General features: G+C 37.8%; 20 protein-coding genes and 2 pseudogenes. 21 read left to right on the forward strand and 1 reads right to left on the reverse strand.

Features of this window, described 5'->3' with window-relative positions; translation table 11 throughout:
• The 19 genes and pseudogenes from HP548_RS22875 to HP548_RS22965 form a co-directional block, all read left to right on the forward strand.
• Positions 1-198 (forward strand): stalk domain-containing protein (locus HP548_RS22875; RefSeq protein WP_217504780.1); only part of this gene is annotated, 198 nt, incomplete at its 5' end.
• A 400-nt stretch (positions 199-598) separates the two neighbouring features.
• Positions 599-835: a hypothetical protein gene (locus tag HP548_RS22880; RefSeq protein ID WP_099853728.1), complete on the forward strand. Its 237-nt coding sequence runs from the start codon at positions 599-601 to the stop codon at positions 833-835.
• A gap of 20 nt (positions 836-855) precedes the next feature.
• Entirely contained in the window at positions 856-2535 is a 1680-nt protein-coding gene (locus tag HP548_RS22885) for an AI-2E family transporter (RefSeq protein ID WP_246318188.1), read from the forward strand.
• Between the two features lie 11 nt (positions 2536-2546).
• The gene (locus HP548_RS22890; RefSeq protein ID WP_175382987.1) at positions 2547-3710 is read left to right on the forward strand and encodes a hypothetical protein; all 1164 of its coding nucleotides are present in this window, start codon (positions 2547-2549) and stop codon (positions 3708-3710) included.
• Positions 3710-4825 (forward strand): AAA family ATPase, encoded by a 1116-nt coding sequence (locus HP548_RS22895; RefSeq protein ID WP_099854568.1) that lies wholly within the window; start codon positions 3710-3712, stop codon positions 4823-4825. Before HP548_RS22890 ends, HP548_RS22895 begins: the two co-directional genes overlap by 1 nt.
• Before the next feature lie 20 nt (positions 4826-4845).
• On the forward strand, positions 4846-5514 hold the full coding sequence (locus HP548_RS22900; RefSeq protein ID WP_099853731.1) for a hypothetical protein: 669 nt from the start codon (positions 4846-4848) through the stop codon (positions 5512-5514).
• 213 nt (positions 5515-5727) lie between these two features.
• On the forward strand, positions 5728-5853 hold the full coding sequence (locus HP548_RS22905) for an AAA family ATPase (RefSeq protein WP_175382988.1): 126 nt from the start codon (positions 5728-5730) through the stop codon (positions 5851-5853).
• Between the two features lie 15 nt (positions 5854-5868).
• Complete coding sequence (locus HP548_RS22910) at positions 5869-6129, forward strand: hypothetical protein (RefSeq protein ID WP_099853733.1); 261 nt, start codon at positions 5869-5871, stop codon at positions 6127-6129.
• A gap of 356 nt (positions 6130-6485) precedes the next feature.
• Positions 6486-6884 carry a hypothetical protein gene (locus tag HP548_RS22915; protein ID WP_099853735.1) on the forward strand — a complete coding sequence of 133 codons (399 nt, stop codon included), beginning with the start codon at positions 6486-6488 and terminating at the stop codon, positions 6882-6884.
• Positions 6841-7152 carry a hypothetical protein gene (locus tag HP548_RS22920; RefSeq protein WP_143813556.1) on the forward strand — a complete coding sequence of 104 codons (312 nt, stop codon included), beginning with the start codon at positions 6841-6843 and terminating at the stop codon, positions 7150-7152. The genes HP548_RS22915 and HP548_RS22920 overlap by 44 nt, the downstream gene beginning before the upstream one ends.
• Before the next feature lie 682 nt (positions 7153-7834).
• Complete coding sequence (locus HP548_RS22925; RefSeq protein WP_099853737.1) at positions 7835-8605, forward strand: SDR family NAD(P)-dependent oxidoreductase; 771 nt, start codon at positions 7835-7837, stop codon at positions 8603-8605.
• 176 nt (positions 8606-8781) lie between these two features.
• A pseudogene (gene trxA / locus HP548_RS22930) lies at positions 8782-9100 on the forward strand (thioredoxin).
• A gap of 69 nt (positions 9101-9169) precedes the next feature.
• On the forward strand, positions 9170-9826 hold the full coding sequence (locus tag HP548_RS22935; protein WP_099853741.1) for an ArsR/SmtB family transcription factor: 657 nt from the start codon (positions 9170-9172) through the stop codon (positions 9824-9826).
• 526 nt (positions 9827-10352) lie between these two features.
• Complete coding sequence (locus HP548_RS22940) at positions 10353-10490, forward strand: thioredoxin family protein (RefSeq protein WP_217504803.1); 138 nt, start codon at positions 10353-10355, stop codon at positions 10488-10490.
• Between the two features lie 201 nt (positions 10491-10691).
• Positions 10692-11144 carry a rhodanese-like domain-containing protein gene (locus HP548_RS22945; protein ID WP_099853743.1) on the forward strand — a complete coding sequence of 151 codons (453 nt, stop codon included), beginning with the start codon at positions 10692-10694 and terminating at the stop codon, positions 11142-11144.
• A 2-nt stretch (positions 11145-11146) separates the two neighbouring features.
• Complete coding sequence (locus tag HP548_RS22950) at positions 11147-11485, forward strand: thioredoxin family protein (protein ID WP_175382989.1); 339 nt, start codon at positions 11147-11149, stop codon at positions 11483-11485.
• A 104-nt stretch (positions 11486-11589) separates the two neighbouring features.
• Positions 11590-12684: a flavin monoamine oxidase family protein gene (locus HP548_RS22955; protein ID WP_175382990.1), complete on the forward strand. Its 1095-nt coding sequence runs from the start codon at positions 11590-11592 to the stop codon at positions 12682-12684.
• Between the two features lie 224 nt (positions 12685-12908).
• Positions 12909-13679, forward strand: a complete 771-nt coding sequence (locus HP548_RS22960) for an SDR family NAD(P)-dependent oxidoreductase (RefSeq protein WP_175382991.1) — start codon at positions 12909-12911, stop codon at positions 13677-13679.
• A gap of 105 nt (positions 13680-13784) precedes the next feature.
• A complete protein-coding gene (locus HP548_RS22965; RefSeq protein ID WP_099853751.1) occupies positions 13785-14363 on the forward strand; it encodes a TetR/AcrR family transcriptional regulator in 579 nt (192 codons plus the stop codon).
• Positions 14364-14583: 220 nt separating this feature from the next.
• Here the strand turns inward: HP548_RS22965 and HP548_RS22970 are convergent, their stop codons facing one another.
• Positions 14584-15252 carry an ArsR/SmtB family transcription factor gene (locus HP548_RS22970; protein WP_099853753.1) on the reverse strand — a complete coding sequence of 223 codons (669 nt, stop codon included), beginning with the start codon at positions 15250-15252 and terminating at the stop codon, positions 14584-14586.
• Positions 15253-15641: 389 nt separating this feature from the next.
• Between HP548_RS22970 and HP548_RS22975 the strand changes: the two genes are divergently transcribed.
• Both HP548_RS22975 and HP548_RS22980 read left to right on the forward strand, forming a co-directional pair.
• Positions 15642-15929, forward strand: a complete 288-nt coding sequence (locus HP548_RS22975) for a hypothetical protein (RefSeq protein ID WP_175382992.1) — start codon at positions 15642-15644, stop codon at positions 15927-15929.
• 108 nt (positions 15930-16037) lie between these two features.
• Positions 16038-16389 (forward strand): annotated as a pseudogene (locus HP548_RS22980) (FAD-dependent oxidoreductase); the annotation flags it as partial.
• Positions 16390-16642 lie beyond the last annotated feature (253 nt).

Below are 16642 nucleotides of genomic sequence, written 5' to 3' on the forward strand. Positions count from 1 at the left end.
GGTTTAACAAAAAATAAGTACAAAGTAACGTTAACGCTGGGTAGTAAAACGGTATTTTACAATGGTATGTCTTCTACATTAAGTACCGCTCCAAAAGCCATTAACGGAATTACGTACATTCCTGTACAGGCTATTAAGGGTCTGGGTGCATCTATGAAATTTACTTCAAGCAATAACACATTAAATATTGAAATCTAGACTACTCCGTGGAGGGCGCTTGCTCTCCATTTTCTTTGAATTAAGTTAGAAAGGGTGTACCACTTACTGTATTGTTTCTTTAGAATTATCGGATGTTCAAGCTCACTAATACATACCTTGGAGTGAACGAATGTTAACTAAAAAGTAACTGCTAAAACAATGGCTCGTTAACCATCAACTGTATATATTTCTTTTCCGCCAGGAAACATGAATCTAGATAAAGCAATTATTCTTAAAACAAATAGAACAATTAGCAGTTAAAGGTAGCTTTAAAGATACTAATTATATCTTATATATTGTTTCTGAAATAGAAGGCATCGTACCAGTGTGTGTTGGGCGAAGTAATAACCCTCTCAATCTCTGGAAAGTTCATTTAAAAGGCCTAGCTAGGAGACAAGGCTTGTATAAAGAGTGGCGTACTCTGCTACTTGATGATGCTGGTATATTCAAATATAAAGTTGGCTTATTTATTGTTGCAGATTCCGTTTTATCTCATCTTCCAATCCCTGGGTTTCCTTGCACCATTGGTTCGGTTGAATATCAGCATATGAGTTTGATATCCGACACTTATCCAAATGGTCTTTTAAATCAATGGTTTAAATCATCGATCAGCCTGATTCGTGAGAAACCGATTTAATAAATTAATAAATATCTTATTTGGAAGGATTGTTTGAACCTGTGGCTAATAAAAATGCAAATCTAAATATTGAAATCGATATTACTGGAACTGACTTTGATCTTAAAGAAGTTGAAAGTTTCTTGTCAAAACAGTTAGAAGAAAGCTTTTCTGATTTAGATTTACTGGAGAAAGATAGAGAGAACATATCCGATCCCGATTCTTTAGGGGAAATAATTCTTGATGAAGTTTGGAAACAATTCGGAAATCAAATTGGTCTCGACATGACTAATGAGACATTAATTCAAAAATATGATAGAGAGCATTCTGTACAGTATAAGGATATTGCTGACTCAGTTATGCAAGATCAACGATACAAAGATGCCAATAAAGCAATGAAAGAGCAGCAACTAGCTGGGAATTTAAAGGATGAATACACAGGAAAACACTTTAAACATGGAGAAAAAGCGAATTTAGATCATGTTATTCCAAGAAAAGAGTTGTTTGAAAATCAAAGAAGGAAACAAGCTAATTTAGATGTAGCTGACATTGCTAATAAAGGAGAAAATCTAAAACCGACAAACGAATCATTAAATAAAAGCAAAGGTGCAAAGAGCAATAAAGAGTATTTAGAAACCCGTGAAACTAGGGAAATGTCACTTATTGAACAAAACGAAAAGACAAATAAAAAGGTTGATGAGTCAAATAAGTCAGAAGCTGAAAAACGTTCGCAAAAAGAAGAAAATAATAAACGCTTGAACGATAAACTTGCTGCTGATAGCGATCGTATGATGAAATCTGATAAAGAAGCAAGGAAAGCAATTAATAAAGATATTCGAATGAATGCAACAAAAGAGGTTGGAAAAAAAGCTGGAAAAGATGCTTTGAAGACAATGGCTATCTCAGCACTTTTTACATTATTGAAAGAAATCATGAACGGTTTAATCCGTTTCTTCAAAGTGAAATCTAAGTCATTTAATAGATTTTTAACTGAAATGAGGCAATCGATGAAATCTTTCTTTTCCAAAATTCTAAGTATTTTTCAAACAGGAGCTTCAACATTAATTGGCACAATTATATCTGAATTTTTTGGTCCTATAGTAAGTGTTTTCAAGAAATTGGCAAGTTTAATCAAGCAGGGGATCTCTTCTGTGATTGATGCGATTCATTATCTTCGTGATAAAGAGAATAAGGACAAACCATTTAGTGTAAAGGTTGCACAAGTCGGAAAAATAGTAACAGTCGGAATAGTTGGCGGCAGTGCGATTTTCTTAGGAGAGATCTTTGAAAAAATCCTGTTAACAATTCCTGGAATGCAAATTGAGTTACCATTGATTGGTTCTCTTGCAAATATGATAGCACTATTTTTCTCAAGTTTAGTTTTTGGATTAGTTGGTGCAATAGTTTTAAATTTGATCGATAAGTTTATCTCCAAAAAGTTAAAAGAAGAGAATGACCAACGAATCATAGAGAGCAAAAATGAAATTATAAATCTTCAACATATGCAACTTTTTGTAGCTGAAAACCATGTACAAATATTGAAAGAAAATGTTATGAGCGGAATTTCAGAGAACCATGCTTTAGCGAAAGACACAATGCAAACATCGCTTCTTAAGATATTTGGAGATAATAAGGGTAAAGATTCTAAAAACCATGACAATATTAGTAATAATCAGAGTGCTTTAGTGCAAATGCAAAATGATTTAGAAGATTTACTTTGAGGTGATGAGGCGTGTCGAATATAAAGCATAAAGAGCAAAGTTCAAATAAAGAACTTACAGGAGCCTTGACTAACAAAACCAATATTTTCAATGAAAAGAAAAATAGATTGAAGGCATTTAGCAAGAGTTTTCCTAATTCAAAAAGTTTGCCCAGTGTCCCGACTTCGAAAGGGTTATTCGGGTTGTTTGATTATAAGGTAACTGGTAGTGATCTAAATTCGCTTACTGAAAAAATTCAGGATAAAATGATTAAACAGAATCAAATTCTTGTTAAAACGATTCAAGAGTTTAACACTATTTATGACACATTTTCCGCATTAGATAAAGAGTATATTCGGGGGATTTTAATTTCACTGAAATCAGCTGAAGAGGCTAATGCAAAAGCTTTAAAAGGAATAAACGGCGTTAAAGAAAATCAAATAGAGATAACACAAATCATAGAGCAACAAAAACAAGTAATTCAAGTTCTGAAAAAATTTAAGGAAAAGATCGAGAAGATAGAACATTTAACTGATGTTGATACAATTTTTGGTGAACTTTCGACAATGCAAAGTAACCTTAAAGTCAATGAGACCAAGATTGAAACTCAAGACCTGAGATTAGTTGATTTGAACGATGAAATGAAATCATTGTTGTCTTCACTGTCAGTTTTTCAAGGAAATTTTAATTACTTTAAAGAAATTCAAGTTGAAAAATTTCAAACCGTTAAACAGCTCGTTTCAAATCAAAATGAAAATATATCTGAAATCGAATTAATAATTACTGATAATAAGACTAACATCGCAGCTCTAAATAAAGAAATTGTTATTCATGGAGAGAAACTTGGTGATTTAAAACAATTAATTCAAAATGATATCCAGATCTTATCTGAAAAAGTCACTCGAAACAATTCTGAGCTTGTTGCCAGACTGGTCTCAACTACTAACGAAGTTTCAACCAATAAGTTAAATTTTGAAAATGCTATTAAGGAACTGAACACTGGAATCGATCAAAAAGCAGAAAGCATGTCTGCATATCTTAAATCTGAATTATCAAAGGCCAAAAACGAAATTGCAGAGCTTAGTCTCTTCACAAAAAGCTTATCAAAAGTGTTGAAGATTACCCAAGCTATTTCATTTACTAGTATTGCTATACTATGTATTCTAGTACTTTTGATAATAAGTGGGGTGTTATGATGATTTCAGAGAATTATAAGCACCAACTGATTAAAGAAACTAAGCAAGTAGATGTTTTATTAGGACAAACATCTACGTTTGAACAATTAGTTCGAGAAATAATTTATGAACAAAATGATAAAGCAATTCTAGAACTAATCAAAAACTTAGGCGTCTTAACTAAAATACAATCATTTCCTAACATGGAAAAAAAGCAAGAACAAATTTTTGAGTTGTTATATAAATATCTTGGAGCATCAAAAATTGATGAGCTCTTTCAGGATTTAAAAGAGTCATCCAATGTTTCATTAAATGCGTTCCTTAACCAATTAAATGAATTGGTCGGTCTTGAGAATGTGAAACAACAAGTTCGTGATTTGATTGATTATAATCAAATACAACATTTACGTGTGAAAAACGGATTGAAGAAGTCTAACAAAACTTTGCATATGGCTTTTCTTGGGAATCCTGGTACAGCTAAAACTACAGTAGCTCGTATTTTTGGGAGAATGTATAAAGCTATCGGATTACTAAGTAAAGGTCACTTCATTGAAGCGAGCAGGACTGATTTAATTGCTGAGTATCAAGGACAAACAGCAATGAAGGTGAAAAGGTTAATTAATCGTGCAAAGGGCGGAGTGCTATTTATTGATGAAGCTTATAGTATTACAGAGAATGATCATAGCGATAGTTACGGTAGAGAAAGTCTTACTGAGTTAACAAAAGCTCTTGAAGATTATCGCAATGATCTAGTTGTAATCGTAGCTGGATATACCAGTTTGATGGAGAAGTTTTTTGAATCCAACCCAGGTTTAAAGTCAAGATTCAATACTTTTATTTCATTTAGTGATTATTCACTTGATGAGCTTGTTCGAATATTCATTTATACGTGCAACCAAAATGATTATATTGTCCAAGAGGAGGCTATGGAAGAAGTCCGTAATGTGTTACAAACTATCATAAATGAAAAAGATGATCAATTTGCAAATGGCCGTCTTGTTCGGAATCTGTTTGATGATATAACGCTGCATCAATCGAAAAGGCTGTCTAAGTTGACGGAACATATAACTAAAGAATCCTTGATGTTAATTACCAAAGAAGATGTTCCTAAAAATTATACACTTAAAATTTTTTAACAGAAGGAGATAGTTCATTCATGTATACAATTAATTTGTTTGAATCTTCTATGCATTCTAATCATCTGAACAACAATACATACATAAAGTTTGATTTCGACTTAAGAATCTCAGAAAGCATCCAGTTTATTGACATTCAGATGTCGGATCAAACACACAGACTTCAAAACATCTTGGATATTCAGGTATCAGCAAAGGTTAACTCTACTTTCCTAAAGAAAGCTGTGGGTCAAGTCCAACCTAATATTCGTGTGTTCAATCAAGGCTCTGGTTATAGAGAATGGGATTGGATATTTGACTCAAACGATATCTCTACCATAGAAGGGGTTCGTTCTGGTGACCTGTATTTCACAATTGATGTAAAGGCGATTGTAGAAGTCATGGAGAACGGAAACAAAATCATTCCGATAACCGGCAACCAACAAATAAAGATATCAGAGTCTGATTGGATTCGGTTCATACATTATTACGGTTATTCCACTAAATACGGAGTAAGCCTTCCAGCAGCATTGTTAAACGACACAAGTTGGATTCAAGCCTATGAACAGCTTGATGATGCTCGTGAGCATATGAAACGAGGAAAGACCTACGATGCCCTTCGGCAATGTCTCTCAGTAATAGAATCTTATACTGACGTTGGCAATGGAAGAGGGGGACCATACAGCTCGAAAGTCTGGGAGGGTTCCTAAGTGATATTACGGAGCAGAAAAGAGATGGAATTACTGGATTATTAACCGGAGTATCGACCTACCTAAATAAGGTTGGGCATCATCGCAACTCAAAATTAAAAGACAACGGAAATCTACCTGCTGTTCCTGTTGACCAGTATGAAGCTGAGCTAATGATAAGCATATCTCATTTGGTAGTAGCTTATTTAGAACGGTTAAGTGGGGGAAATTCAAATGAAAATTAAAAAGGTGAAAATCCAAAACTTTAAGAGTTTTTACGGGGAATTCGTCTTAGAACTTAGTGAAGGAATGAACATCCTAGTTGGCAACAACGAGGCAGGGAAAAGTACCATGATTTAGCAGAGGAGCGATCATATGAACAATGGCGATCAGTACGATATTCAAGAGGATTTATGCTACGCTCACATCGTGAACCGGCATGGTAAGGGAATGACAGCTACGGCAATGGTTCCGCTTGTCCTTGCTAAGCTTCAATCGGCAAACATTGTAACGAAACGAACACCGAATGCCGCTGCGCTTCACGTTAGCTTCATAAGACGCTTATTGGCAGGAAAGTGTTTGAAGTATCCTGCCAAGTATACCGACACAGTCATCGCTCAACTGAAATACGCATAATGATTAAAGCCCTAAGTCTCCAACTGGAGTTACTTGGGGCTTCTTTTCGGTTAGCCGCTCGTTGCAAACATCACGAAAAACAGCAGTTTTTTGAACAATCCGTATGAAGTCTTATTCTCTTTTCATATGGCAAACCGACAAAATAAACGGTGTGCGAAAATGTTGTTAGAAAGCAACAGACAATCAGACCAAATGGGACGGAGATATTATAGATGACTGATTCAAATATACCATCAGGTAAAGTTCCTGTTGTAAACGCATGGCTTCATAAGCTCTGTATGGAACGAGCGAAGTAGTCGCTAAAAGATAACGGCGCGAAAAATCCAAAGGATGATGATGAAGGTCAGACCCACTTCGTGCATGGTGATAATGATGAATCAATTAAGATTATCGTCCGTTGGCATGATGAAGATAATGATGAAGAAATCGATGGAGCTACAGTTAATCCATCGAAGAATCTCCCTGCTAAAGTAAGCCATTTCTTATTGATTCGAACGTATTACACCCAAAAGGGATATGTTCCTGAATTCTGTTACTTTACTTTTATCCCGAGAGCATTAGCTGATAAACAACAAGTTGTGTCTTATGTAGAGTTAAAGAAGGATTTCAGTTATGAACTGATCCCGCAGAAGAGGTTTGAAACCTACCCCTACAGTAATCAAAGGTTGCAACAGGATACGATAATTGAAATGGAAGATACGGCTAAAGAAGTTGAGTCAGTTATCCGCTACTGTAAAGGAACAGCTTATCAATGAAGCTCGTAGCGGACAAGGCAAGTTCAAGCGAGACCTGTTGAAGTTGAGCGACAAATGCAGACTATGGAGTATTCGGATGAGCGGTTCCTTATTGGCAGCCTTATTAGACCTTGGAGTAAGTGTGATCTTTCGGACTAGCGGGTCGATCCGTATAACGGCTTCTTGCCCGACGTCCTCCGACACCTTTCATGTCAAGGGACAAGAACTTGTACCGATTGCCGGAATGGACAAGAACCTGTTCCTATTCCCGATTAGGGTGTATATCTAATCGCCATTTGACAGTTAATTCATTAAGCTAACGGCAGGTTAGTTTAATATCAAGGAGGTGCTTACTAAGTATATTGATATTTATATAACGACACTACAGCCATTTATCGAGATGCAATATATAGGTGAGAGGAATTACCAGTATTAAGTGGTCATTTGCTTCTGTAGGCTGTAAACCTGACTTGAGTCGGGTGATTTGATCGAGGATGAAGAGTTGGAGGACAACTTGCGCATTTTGGAAATTTTCAGCCAAAGTAAAAGAACTTGTAGCGAATACCGTGAAACGTTCCACTTTTCATTCTCAACTTAATTCGGGATTTCGTATAAACCAAAAGTAACTTGCGAGCAGATTCAACAAAGATGCTACCAATATTGATTGCACTTAAGGATACTTTGTTACAGATCGCCGTGATGTCGTAAAACGCTCAAAATATGATATGGAGAGATGATTCAAAACACCTTCAAGAAAATGAGACCACGCCTTATGATATGGGACTATCTTGGAAGTGTTTTCAATTTGGCACGCCAAAGGTACATACTCAATGAGAGAATTCACGCTAATGATATAAAATAGCTCTTTTCCGATTTTCCTTCTTGAATGATTTGTTATTTAGATGCACATCCTTAGTAGGTATTTTGAAACAATACAAATGAAAATTAATGAGGCCGAGGAGATGCGTAAGATGAAATTTGAGAACAAAACCGTTATTGTTACAGGCGGAGGAACTGGGATCGGAAAAACGACAGCGAAAAGATTTTTTGAAGAAGGAGCCCATGTCATTATTAATGGCCGTCGTGAAGATGTTCTGAAAAAAACTGCTTTAGAGATTGATCCCTCAGGTAAAAAAGTGTTGCCCGTTGTTGGTGACATCAGTTTGCCGGAAACTTCGAAGAAAATAGTTCAAGTGGCCATTGAGACTTTTGGAGGGATTGATGTGCTGGTAAACAACACAGGTAAATTTAACCCGACTCCTTTTTTGGAACATACACCAGAGGATTTACAATCTTATCTGGATACCATAGTTAAAGGGACATTTTACCCTTCTCAAGCTGTTATTCCCGAAATGAAAAGAAGAGGGGGAGGGGCGATTGTCAATACAGGCTCGATGTGGGCAATTCAAGCGGTAGAAGCTACACCGTCTTCTGCATACTCGGCCGCCATGGCAGGCCGTCACGCTCTCACTCGAAATTTGGCAATTGAATTCGCTAGCGATCACATTCGAGTGAATACTGTAGCACCTGCCGTTGTAGAGACACCAATATACAACACCTTTATGAGTGAAGAGGAAGTAGCTAAAGTCCTTCCTGGTTTTAATGCATTTCATCCGATCGGACGGAACGGTACCCCGCGGGATGTAGCAGATGCTATCCTATTTCTTGCCAGTGACTCAGCTTCTTGGATCACAGGTATTATTATGCCATTAGATGGCGGAGTTACGGCTCGTTTGAGATAAGTTTATTTGGGGCAATCACACTAAGATTGTTCCTATTTTTATATTGAGATGAATTAAACAACCTTTAAAAGTGTATTGGTCTCACACTTCATAAGAAAATAGACTTGACGAAACAGTTGAATTACAATATAATTCAATCAATCAATTGAATACTTAATTAAAGGAAGGCCGTTCAACTGGGTGCAATAACACTAACAAAAGAAACATTTCTTAATGAAATTCAATCAGGGGTAACGTTGGTTGATTCCTGGGCACCTTGGTGTGGTCCGTGTAAAATACAGCTTCCGATCGTTGAGGAATTAGCTGGCGAGTTGAAGGGCCAAGCAACATTGCTAAAATCAATGTCGAGGAAGAAACCGAACTTGCCTCGCCATTTGACATTAGAAGCATTCCTACACTTCTTTTGTTTAAAAAAGGTTAATTAGTGGACACGATGGTGCGCATTAACCAAAAAACACACTCAAAGAAAAAATTGTGAAACTGACAGGAGAATAAAACGAATTAAATAGATTAAAAATCGGTAATGCTTTGATTTTTAATAATCTTTGGAAAGAAGGGTCTATTATGCTATCCCATTCGGAAGCGTCTATTAAAGAAAGACTGTATCAGCAGTATGCCCGGATCGGGAAATGTTTGTCCAGTGACAAACGGCTCGAACTCCTGGATTTACTTTCAAACGGTCCTAAATCAGTTGAAATCTTGGCACAACAGACGGGTATGAGTGTTGCTAACGTATCACGGCATCTTCAGGTTATGTTGGACTCGAGATTAGTCAAATTTCGAAAAGAGGGAACCTACGCCATCTATAACCTGGGAGATCCCGTTGTGTCCGAGTTTTTAATGGTCTTATGGAAGCTTTGTGAGAACAGGCTATCCGATATACCACGGATTAAAGAAGATCTGTTACAACAATATGAAGGTATGCAGACGATTGCAAAAGAAGAATTACTAGAAAGAATGGCTGCAAACAAAATTGTTGTTCTGGATATTCGGCCTAAAGACGAATATGAAGCAGGGCATATTGAAGGTGCAATCTCGGTACCGTTGGAGGAACTCGATACGTACCTTCAGACCCTGCCTTCGCATATCGAACTTGCAGCCTATTGTCGGGGCCCATACTGCGTGAATACAACGGAAGCTGTGGAACGCATACTGAAGAAGGGCTTTACTGCTTATCGAATTGATGAAGGGGTGCACGCGTGGAATTTGAAGCATGTGTGATTATCGGTACAGATAATAGAAGAAGAGTCCAGCATGAGGTAAAGAGATGCTTCAATAAGAGGTAGGCATACCTAACCTCTGCGTTCAATTAGATTTATGCCTCAGTATTAGAACCATCACAAGGTTTTGAAATTCTGCAGGTAAGCAAAAACCCAAACTTGACTTAGGGAATAGTCCGTTTTATTATTCAATTATTAGTTTGAATAATAAAACAGGAGAATGGAACTTGTATATGTCGGTTATTTTAGGATTAGGTCCTGCAGGAATGAACGCTTTTTATCAAGGGACCTTCAACATCACAAATGAACTGTCAAACCAAGAAAATGAAAACAATTTTAACACTTGCTTATAAATCGGTGGTGCGATTTCCCTAGCGATTATTACAGCAGGTCTTATCAGTTCGCTTGAATATTTAAATATAAATGAGGAGGATTAAATAGGGGGGCTGTATCTATAAAAATGTAAACTTTTGAAACAAATATGACGTTAGTCGATTTTTGGGATCAAACTTCCGATTGTAGATGAGCTGACGGATGAGTTAGCAGGTCAAGCAACAGTTGGTAAAGTTAACGTTGATGATGAACCACAATTGGCTGGAAAGTATGGAGTTAGAAGTATCCCTACACTACTGTTATTTAAGATGGTAGATTGGCAGAGACCATGATTACCATGATTGGAGTTACTCCATAAGATAGCCTTAGAGAAAAAAAATCTGGGATTGATAAATAATTTGCATTCATTATTTTATTTGTCAAATGAAGGATGGAGTAGATGATGAATAAATTAAAATCCCCCCTCATTTTCTTTGAAGGAAGATGCATCACTCAACTTTCAGGTTGCTTTGAACAACTGGAGGCAATAATTGATGTTTAGTATATTATTAGCATTTCTGCTGATTTACTGGCTTATCCAACATCTTCGGTTCCTACGAAGTGTTACAGTGTTATCTTTAAAATCAAACCAAAAGCAGTTTTCTGATGCTATTAAATGGCTTGATATTAGAGATGTATCCGACTTTGATAAAGAGCATGTTCCCGAATCCATTAATATATCCTTAGGTCGATTACCTTTTCTTTGGCAAAAGGAACTATCACAAGACGACTGTGTAGTCATATTAAGCGATCAATATTTAAAAGGAAAAAAGGCGACACGTATTTTACAAAAGAATGGATTTCATCACTTATATTTAGTAATAGGCCCAGTTTCTCAGCTAGTCGATTGGGTTCATATAAGTTCTTCAGAAGAACCTGATATTGAAAATTATGGGACCTGTAGACATACAGCTCCCTTTACCACATACAGTAAGGCAGGTGATTAGAGATGAATGTCCAAGAAATAACTTCTATAAAAGAAATAGATACGTTTATTCAAAATAATCGAATGAGCATGTTATATGTTTCGCAAGAGAATTGTAATGTATGCCATGCTATTTATCCTAAACTAAAAGAGTTGGTCAGTCAGTATCCAGAAATAAAACTTGCGCATATTGATGCTAGAAAGGTAAAAGAGGTTGCAGGAAAGTTTTTGATTTTTACAGTTCCCACGATTATGTTGTTTCAGGGTCAGCAAGAATATCTACGCGAAGATCGCTTTGTTCAATTTGCACAATTAGAGCTAGGATTACAACAACTATACAATGCGATGTACCCAACGGATTAACAAAGAGTATGAAATATGACCTTAGTTCAATTTAGTTATCCTGTGTACCAAGGTTCAGTTTTGTCACGATATCTAAAATTTTTCTAAATGAATGGAGTACAGAAATGGAACATCCGGTGATTATTATTGGTGCGGGTTTAAGTGGTTTGCGAGCTGCCACTTTACTTACAGCACAAGGTATTGATTGTAAGATTTTGGATTCAAGAAGCAGAATTGGTGGTAGGGCTTTAAGTAGTTTGAATCCAGATGAACCTGAGCTGGGGAAATTCGATCTTGGACCCACATGGTTCTGGCCGAGATATGAGCGTACTATTGCGAAACTTGTTCAGGAGTTGCACCTCGAAACTTTCGATCAACACACGGAGGGAGCGATGTTATTTGAGCGGTATGATAACCAGGCACCTGAACGCCATATCCTTCCGGCTCACTCCCTGGAGAGATCTGTGCGATTTACAGGTGGCGTGCAATCTTTAATTGACGCATTGGCCCGTAAATTACCCTCTAATCTCTTTGAATTAGAAACACGTGTAACCACAATTAAATTAAACGATCAAAGATCCATCATTATAAGTGCAGATCTTGCAGATGGAAAAACAAAAGATTTTATGGCTCGTGCTGTTATTCTGGCGCTCCCGCCTCGTCTTGTTGCACGAGATATGACTTTTATCCCTACATTCTCTCCCGAAATGAACCTAAACCTAACCAACAAACCAACCTGGATGGCGGGACAAGCCAAAGCTATTGTTGTCTACGACGATCCTTTTTGGAGAAAAGATGGACTTTCGGGATTTGCATCAAGTTGGGTGGGCCCTTTGCAGGAAATTCATGATGCATCTCCCCATACAGGTTCAGGTGCATTATTTGGTTTCTTTGGAATGTTACCGAAAGACCGCCAGCAGTTAGGGGAAAAGCAGGTTTTAGAGCAGGTGAAGGAACAATTAATTAGGCTTTTCGGCTCTCAGGCAAAAAAAGTAAGGACTATTCTTTATAAAGATTGGTCTGTCGATTTGGATACAGCTATTTCTGAGGATAGCATTCAACTTCAAAATTTCCCTAATTATGGTGAAATACCTGTAGTTGGTGAATGGGAAAACAAAATTGTATTCGCTGGGACGGAAACAAATTCAGAGTTTGGTGGGCATCTGGAAGGCGCCCTTCAGTCGGCTGAACTTGCAGTATCCACAATCGTAAATCGGTGAATAAATGAAGGTTATGGTCTCAGTAATCGAATGCATCTACACTCCAAATGCAAAATCGGCAATGACAATCGCTTGGTGTTGTTGGTTTTGTAGTGATGTAATGCCCATGCCTTAATTAATGATTATAAATAATCTTGACATTCTACCTTCTAGTAGGTAGAATTGAATTAATCCAGTAAGACACTTCTGGAATTAAAATAAAATGGATAAAGGAGATCTACACAATGAAATTTGAAAATAAAACAGTAATCGTCACTGGCGGAGGAACAGGTATTGGCAAGAAAACAGCACAACGATTTTTTGAAGAAGGCGCAAACGTGATCATCAACGGCCGCCGGGAAGATGTATTGAATCAAACTGCTTTGGAAATTGACCCTTCAGGTAAAAGAGTGCTGGCCGTATCCGGTGATATTAGTTTGCCTGAAACCTCGAAGAAACTGGTTCAGGCTGCTGTGGAAGCATTTGGCGGAGTTGATGTTCTTGTGAACAACACAGGTAAGTTTGTTCCAGCCCCTATGCTTGAGCACACACCTGAAGATTTGCAATCCTACTTGGATACGATCGTGAAGGGAACGTTCTATCCATCCCAAGCTGTTGTTCCGGAAATGAAAAAAAGAGGAGGAGGGGCTATCGTAAATACAGGTTCAATGTGGGCACTCCAAGCGGTTGAATCGACGCCTTCTTCTGCTTATTCCGCTGCAATGGCAGGACGCCACGCTTTAACTCGCAACATGGCCGTGGAGCTCGCTGGAGATAACATCCGGGTAAATGCTGTTGCACCTGCTGTAGTTGAAACACCAATCTACAACAGCTTTATGACAGAGAAAGAAGTAGCTGAAGTGCTACCAACCTTTAATGCATTCCATCCGATTGGACGTAACGGAACGCCTGCAGACGTAGCAGAAGCCATTTTGTTCCTTGCCAGTGACTCGGCTACTTGGGTAACAGGTATCGTAATGCCATTAGATGGCGGAGTTACAGCACGCTTGAGATAAGGCGTTTCTTATGGGTCAGTCACATCATGTGATTGGCCCTTTCTTAAACTGTAAAAAGGAGGTAGCTACCTTGACAGTATATTTACTGAATGGTAGATTGCTTTTATGAATACAAAAAAAAACACAATGCAAGATATTATGGATGTTGGGCTAACATTAGTCCAGGAAAGAGGCTATAACGGTTTTAGTTATGCAGATATTGCGGAAGCTATCGGTATTCGCAAAGCAAGTATCCATTATCACTTTCCCACTAAACAAGATTTAGTACAGGCTGTCCTTCTCCGATACCGCAAAGATTTTGTGGGCAGGCTTCAGGAAGTTAATGAACAACCATTTAGTTCATTGAAGAAAATTCAACACTTTTTTGGGTTATATCGAGAAACGTTGGAGAATAACACCAAGCTTTGTTTATGTTCAATGATGGCAGCCGAATTAAATTCTTTTCCACTGGAGATCCGCGAGGAACTTAATTTATTTTTTGATGCCAATACGGCTTGGTTAGAGCATGTTCTTGATGAAGGAAAGCAATCTGGAGCATTCACTTTTTCTAATGAGGCACTTGAACAAGCCAAAACCCTTATTGCATTCGTTCAGGGGGCGCAGTTACTATCTAGATCCTCAGGTGATATTGGGTATTATGACTCGCTCGTTACGAACTACATGTCGATTCTGCGCATGGGCTAATCTTTTATTCAAAGAATAGAACTTGTTCGAAATGAACAGGTTGTTTTTTAGGTGAATCCCTGCTGAGTGCGCTGCAATGGGTATACAGTAAAAAGACGACTTCAAAGCCATATAAAACCGGCCACGAAGTCGTCTTTTTTTAGCACTGAATTTAAAAGATGAATTGTGCTTTGTCTGAATGAGTATTTTAGAATCGAAATTGAGTTCTTGGTAATCAATATTAATGCAATTGAAAATGTTCCTGCCACTCGTTTATGCCTTCCTCCATGCGATAAGCGTTGAACCCCTCAGATTGTAATTTTTGTGCTGCCAGGGCTGAATATACACATAGTGGACCTCTGCAATAGGCTATAATTTCTGCGTCTTTGGGCAGTTCACGCATCAAAACGTCTAACTTTTCCATCGGCATGGAAATTGCTCCTTCAATATGGTCCATTTCATACTCTTCTTTAGGACGTAAATCGATGAGAACCATAGAGGAATTATTAAGTTTCTCCATTACCTCATCCATCGTAAGCGTTTGGACATCATCGAGATTGTTCAAGAAATCCTCTTTCATTCTACCGATGTCCGGAAGTTGCTTCTCACTGATTCGCCATAAGGACGAAAGAAATTCTATAATTTCAGGATCAGCCAATGAGTAAATCACGTATGTCCCTTTTTTGGTAAATTTAACGAGTTTTGCATCGAGTAGAACCTGAAGATGACGAGATACATTCGCAATATTCATCTCAGTGCAAGTGGCTATTTTTTCTACGGTTTTAGACCCATTGGATAACACATTCAAAATTTCAAGACGCTTGTCACTGGATAAACATTTTCCAATTCTGGCTAATTGTTTATACAAATCTTCCTTAAAGATCTTTGCAGAGTTCAGCATTCCCTCCATTAAGATCAACCTCAATTCTTTTTCATATTTTAAAGAAAGAAATTCTATTTGAATAGGTTTCTGTATAGCACTCTGCGTTCAATGATATGAACTAACTATATATTCAAAAGTTGACATTGCTAAGCAAAAAAAAGAATTTTAAGTGATTCAATTGATTACTAGAATTTTAACATGTACAGAAGCATAGTCAAGTAGAAAAAATGTAATTTGATGAAGTTACTAGGAATAGCTCGGGTTGCAAGGTGTCAACAAATTTCATTCTGTTGAACATTAGGACATCCGGTACTGACTTGACGAGCCCAAGAAGATTGTCTATAATTCAATTTATCGATTGATTATTTGATTTTATTGATCGATACATGATTTAAATAACTGGAGGTGCACATCTTATGCAAAAAGCTTATCTTCAAATTACATTGAAAGTGAATGTATCCGAACGCGAGGCAGCAGCTAATGTTTATACAACCTTTAAAGAGCCTTTCCTTTCCGGCATCGCTGGTGCTTTGTCAAAAGAATTACTGGTACGTGATGAAGACGTTCAAGTTCTCCACGGCTTCAGTAGTGAATCCGACGCTAAAGCCTACCTGGAAAGCGATCTATTCAACAAGGATGTCGTCGTAGGTCTGAAAGATTTGCTTCAAGCTGAACCCGAAATTCGTATCTATAGCGCATTCTAAGTAGTAAGTATTATGTAAAAGTTGCATTTCAAAATGCAATACAACTCATACGAAAAATCAACTCTCTTGAGAAAGTCGACACTGCAATATTGCTTTGTCGGCTTTTTTACCAAACTTGAGTGGGCGTTGAACAAGTCTCCCGATGAAGTTGTTGCAGAACCAAGTGGCATGACCAGATTGAAAGTCCGAAACTATGGTCTCGGGCGAAGAGGAAATCCTCCCTGCACATGGTGTATTTGTAGCTATTGGTCACTATCCGAATACCAAATTTTTGAAAGGCCGAATTGAAACGGATAAAGACGGCTATATTGTGACCGTTCCGGGTACATCCATGGCAAACATTTTCAGGGTGTTTGCTTATGGAGATGTACAGGATCCTCGCTATCGTCAAGCCATTACTGGTGCTGGAAGTGAAGTTATGGTAGCCATAGATAGTGAGAAGTTCATTGAGAAGGAGGAAGTGGAGGTGAACCCCAGCAACACCTCATATCCTCAGCTGTCGCTTGTTATACGACGACACTGGCATACATGCTCGATCGCCAAAGGTGGTACCCGTTGCCGGATCCTTTATGGCTAAAACGGGCAGTATAGCCAAAGGGATCATTTAAGTATCACACATCGTCCGCACGTTTTGTTGTCTTGGGGATCATCCACGATTGTCATTAGGGCAGAAGCCTTGATTCTACAAGTTGAAAAAGACTGCCATATAGGTC

It is taken from the genome of Paenibacillus taichungensis (genome assembly GCF_013359905.1).
Taxonomy (GTDB): Bacteria; Bacillota; Bacilli; order Paenibacillales; family Paenibacillaceae; genus Paenibacillus; species Paenibacillus taichungensis.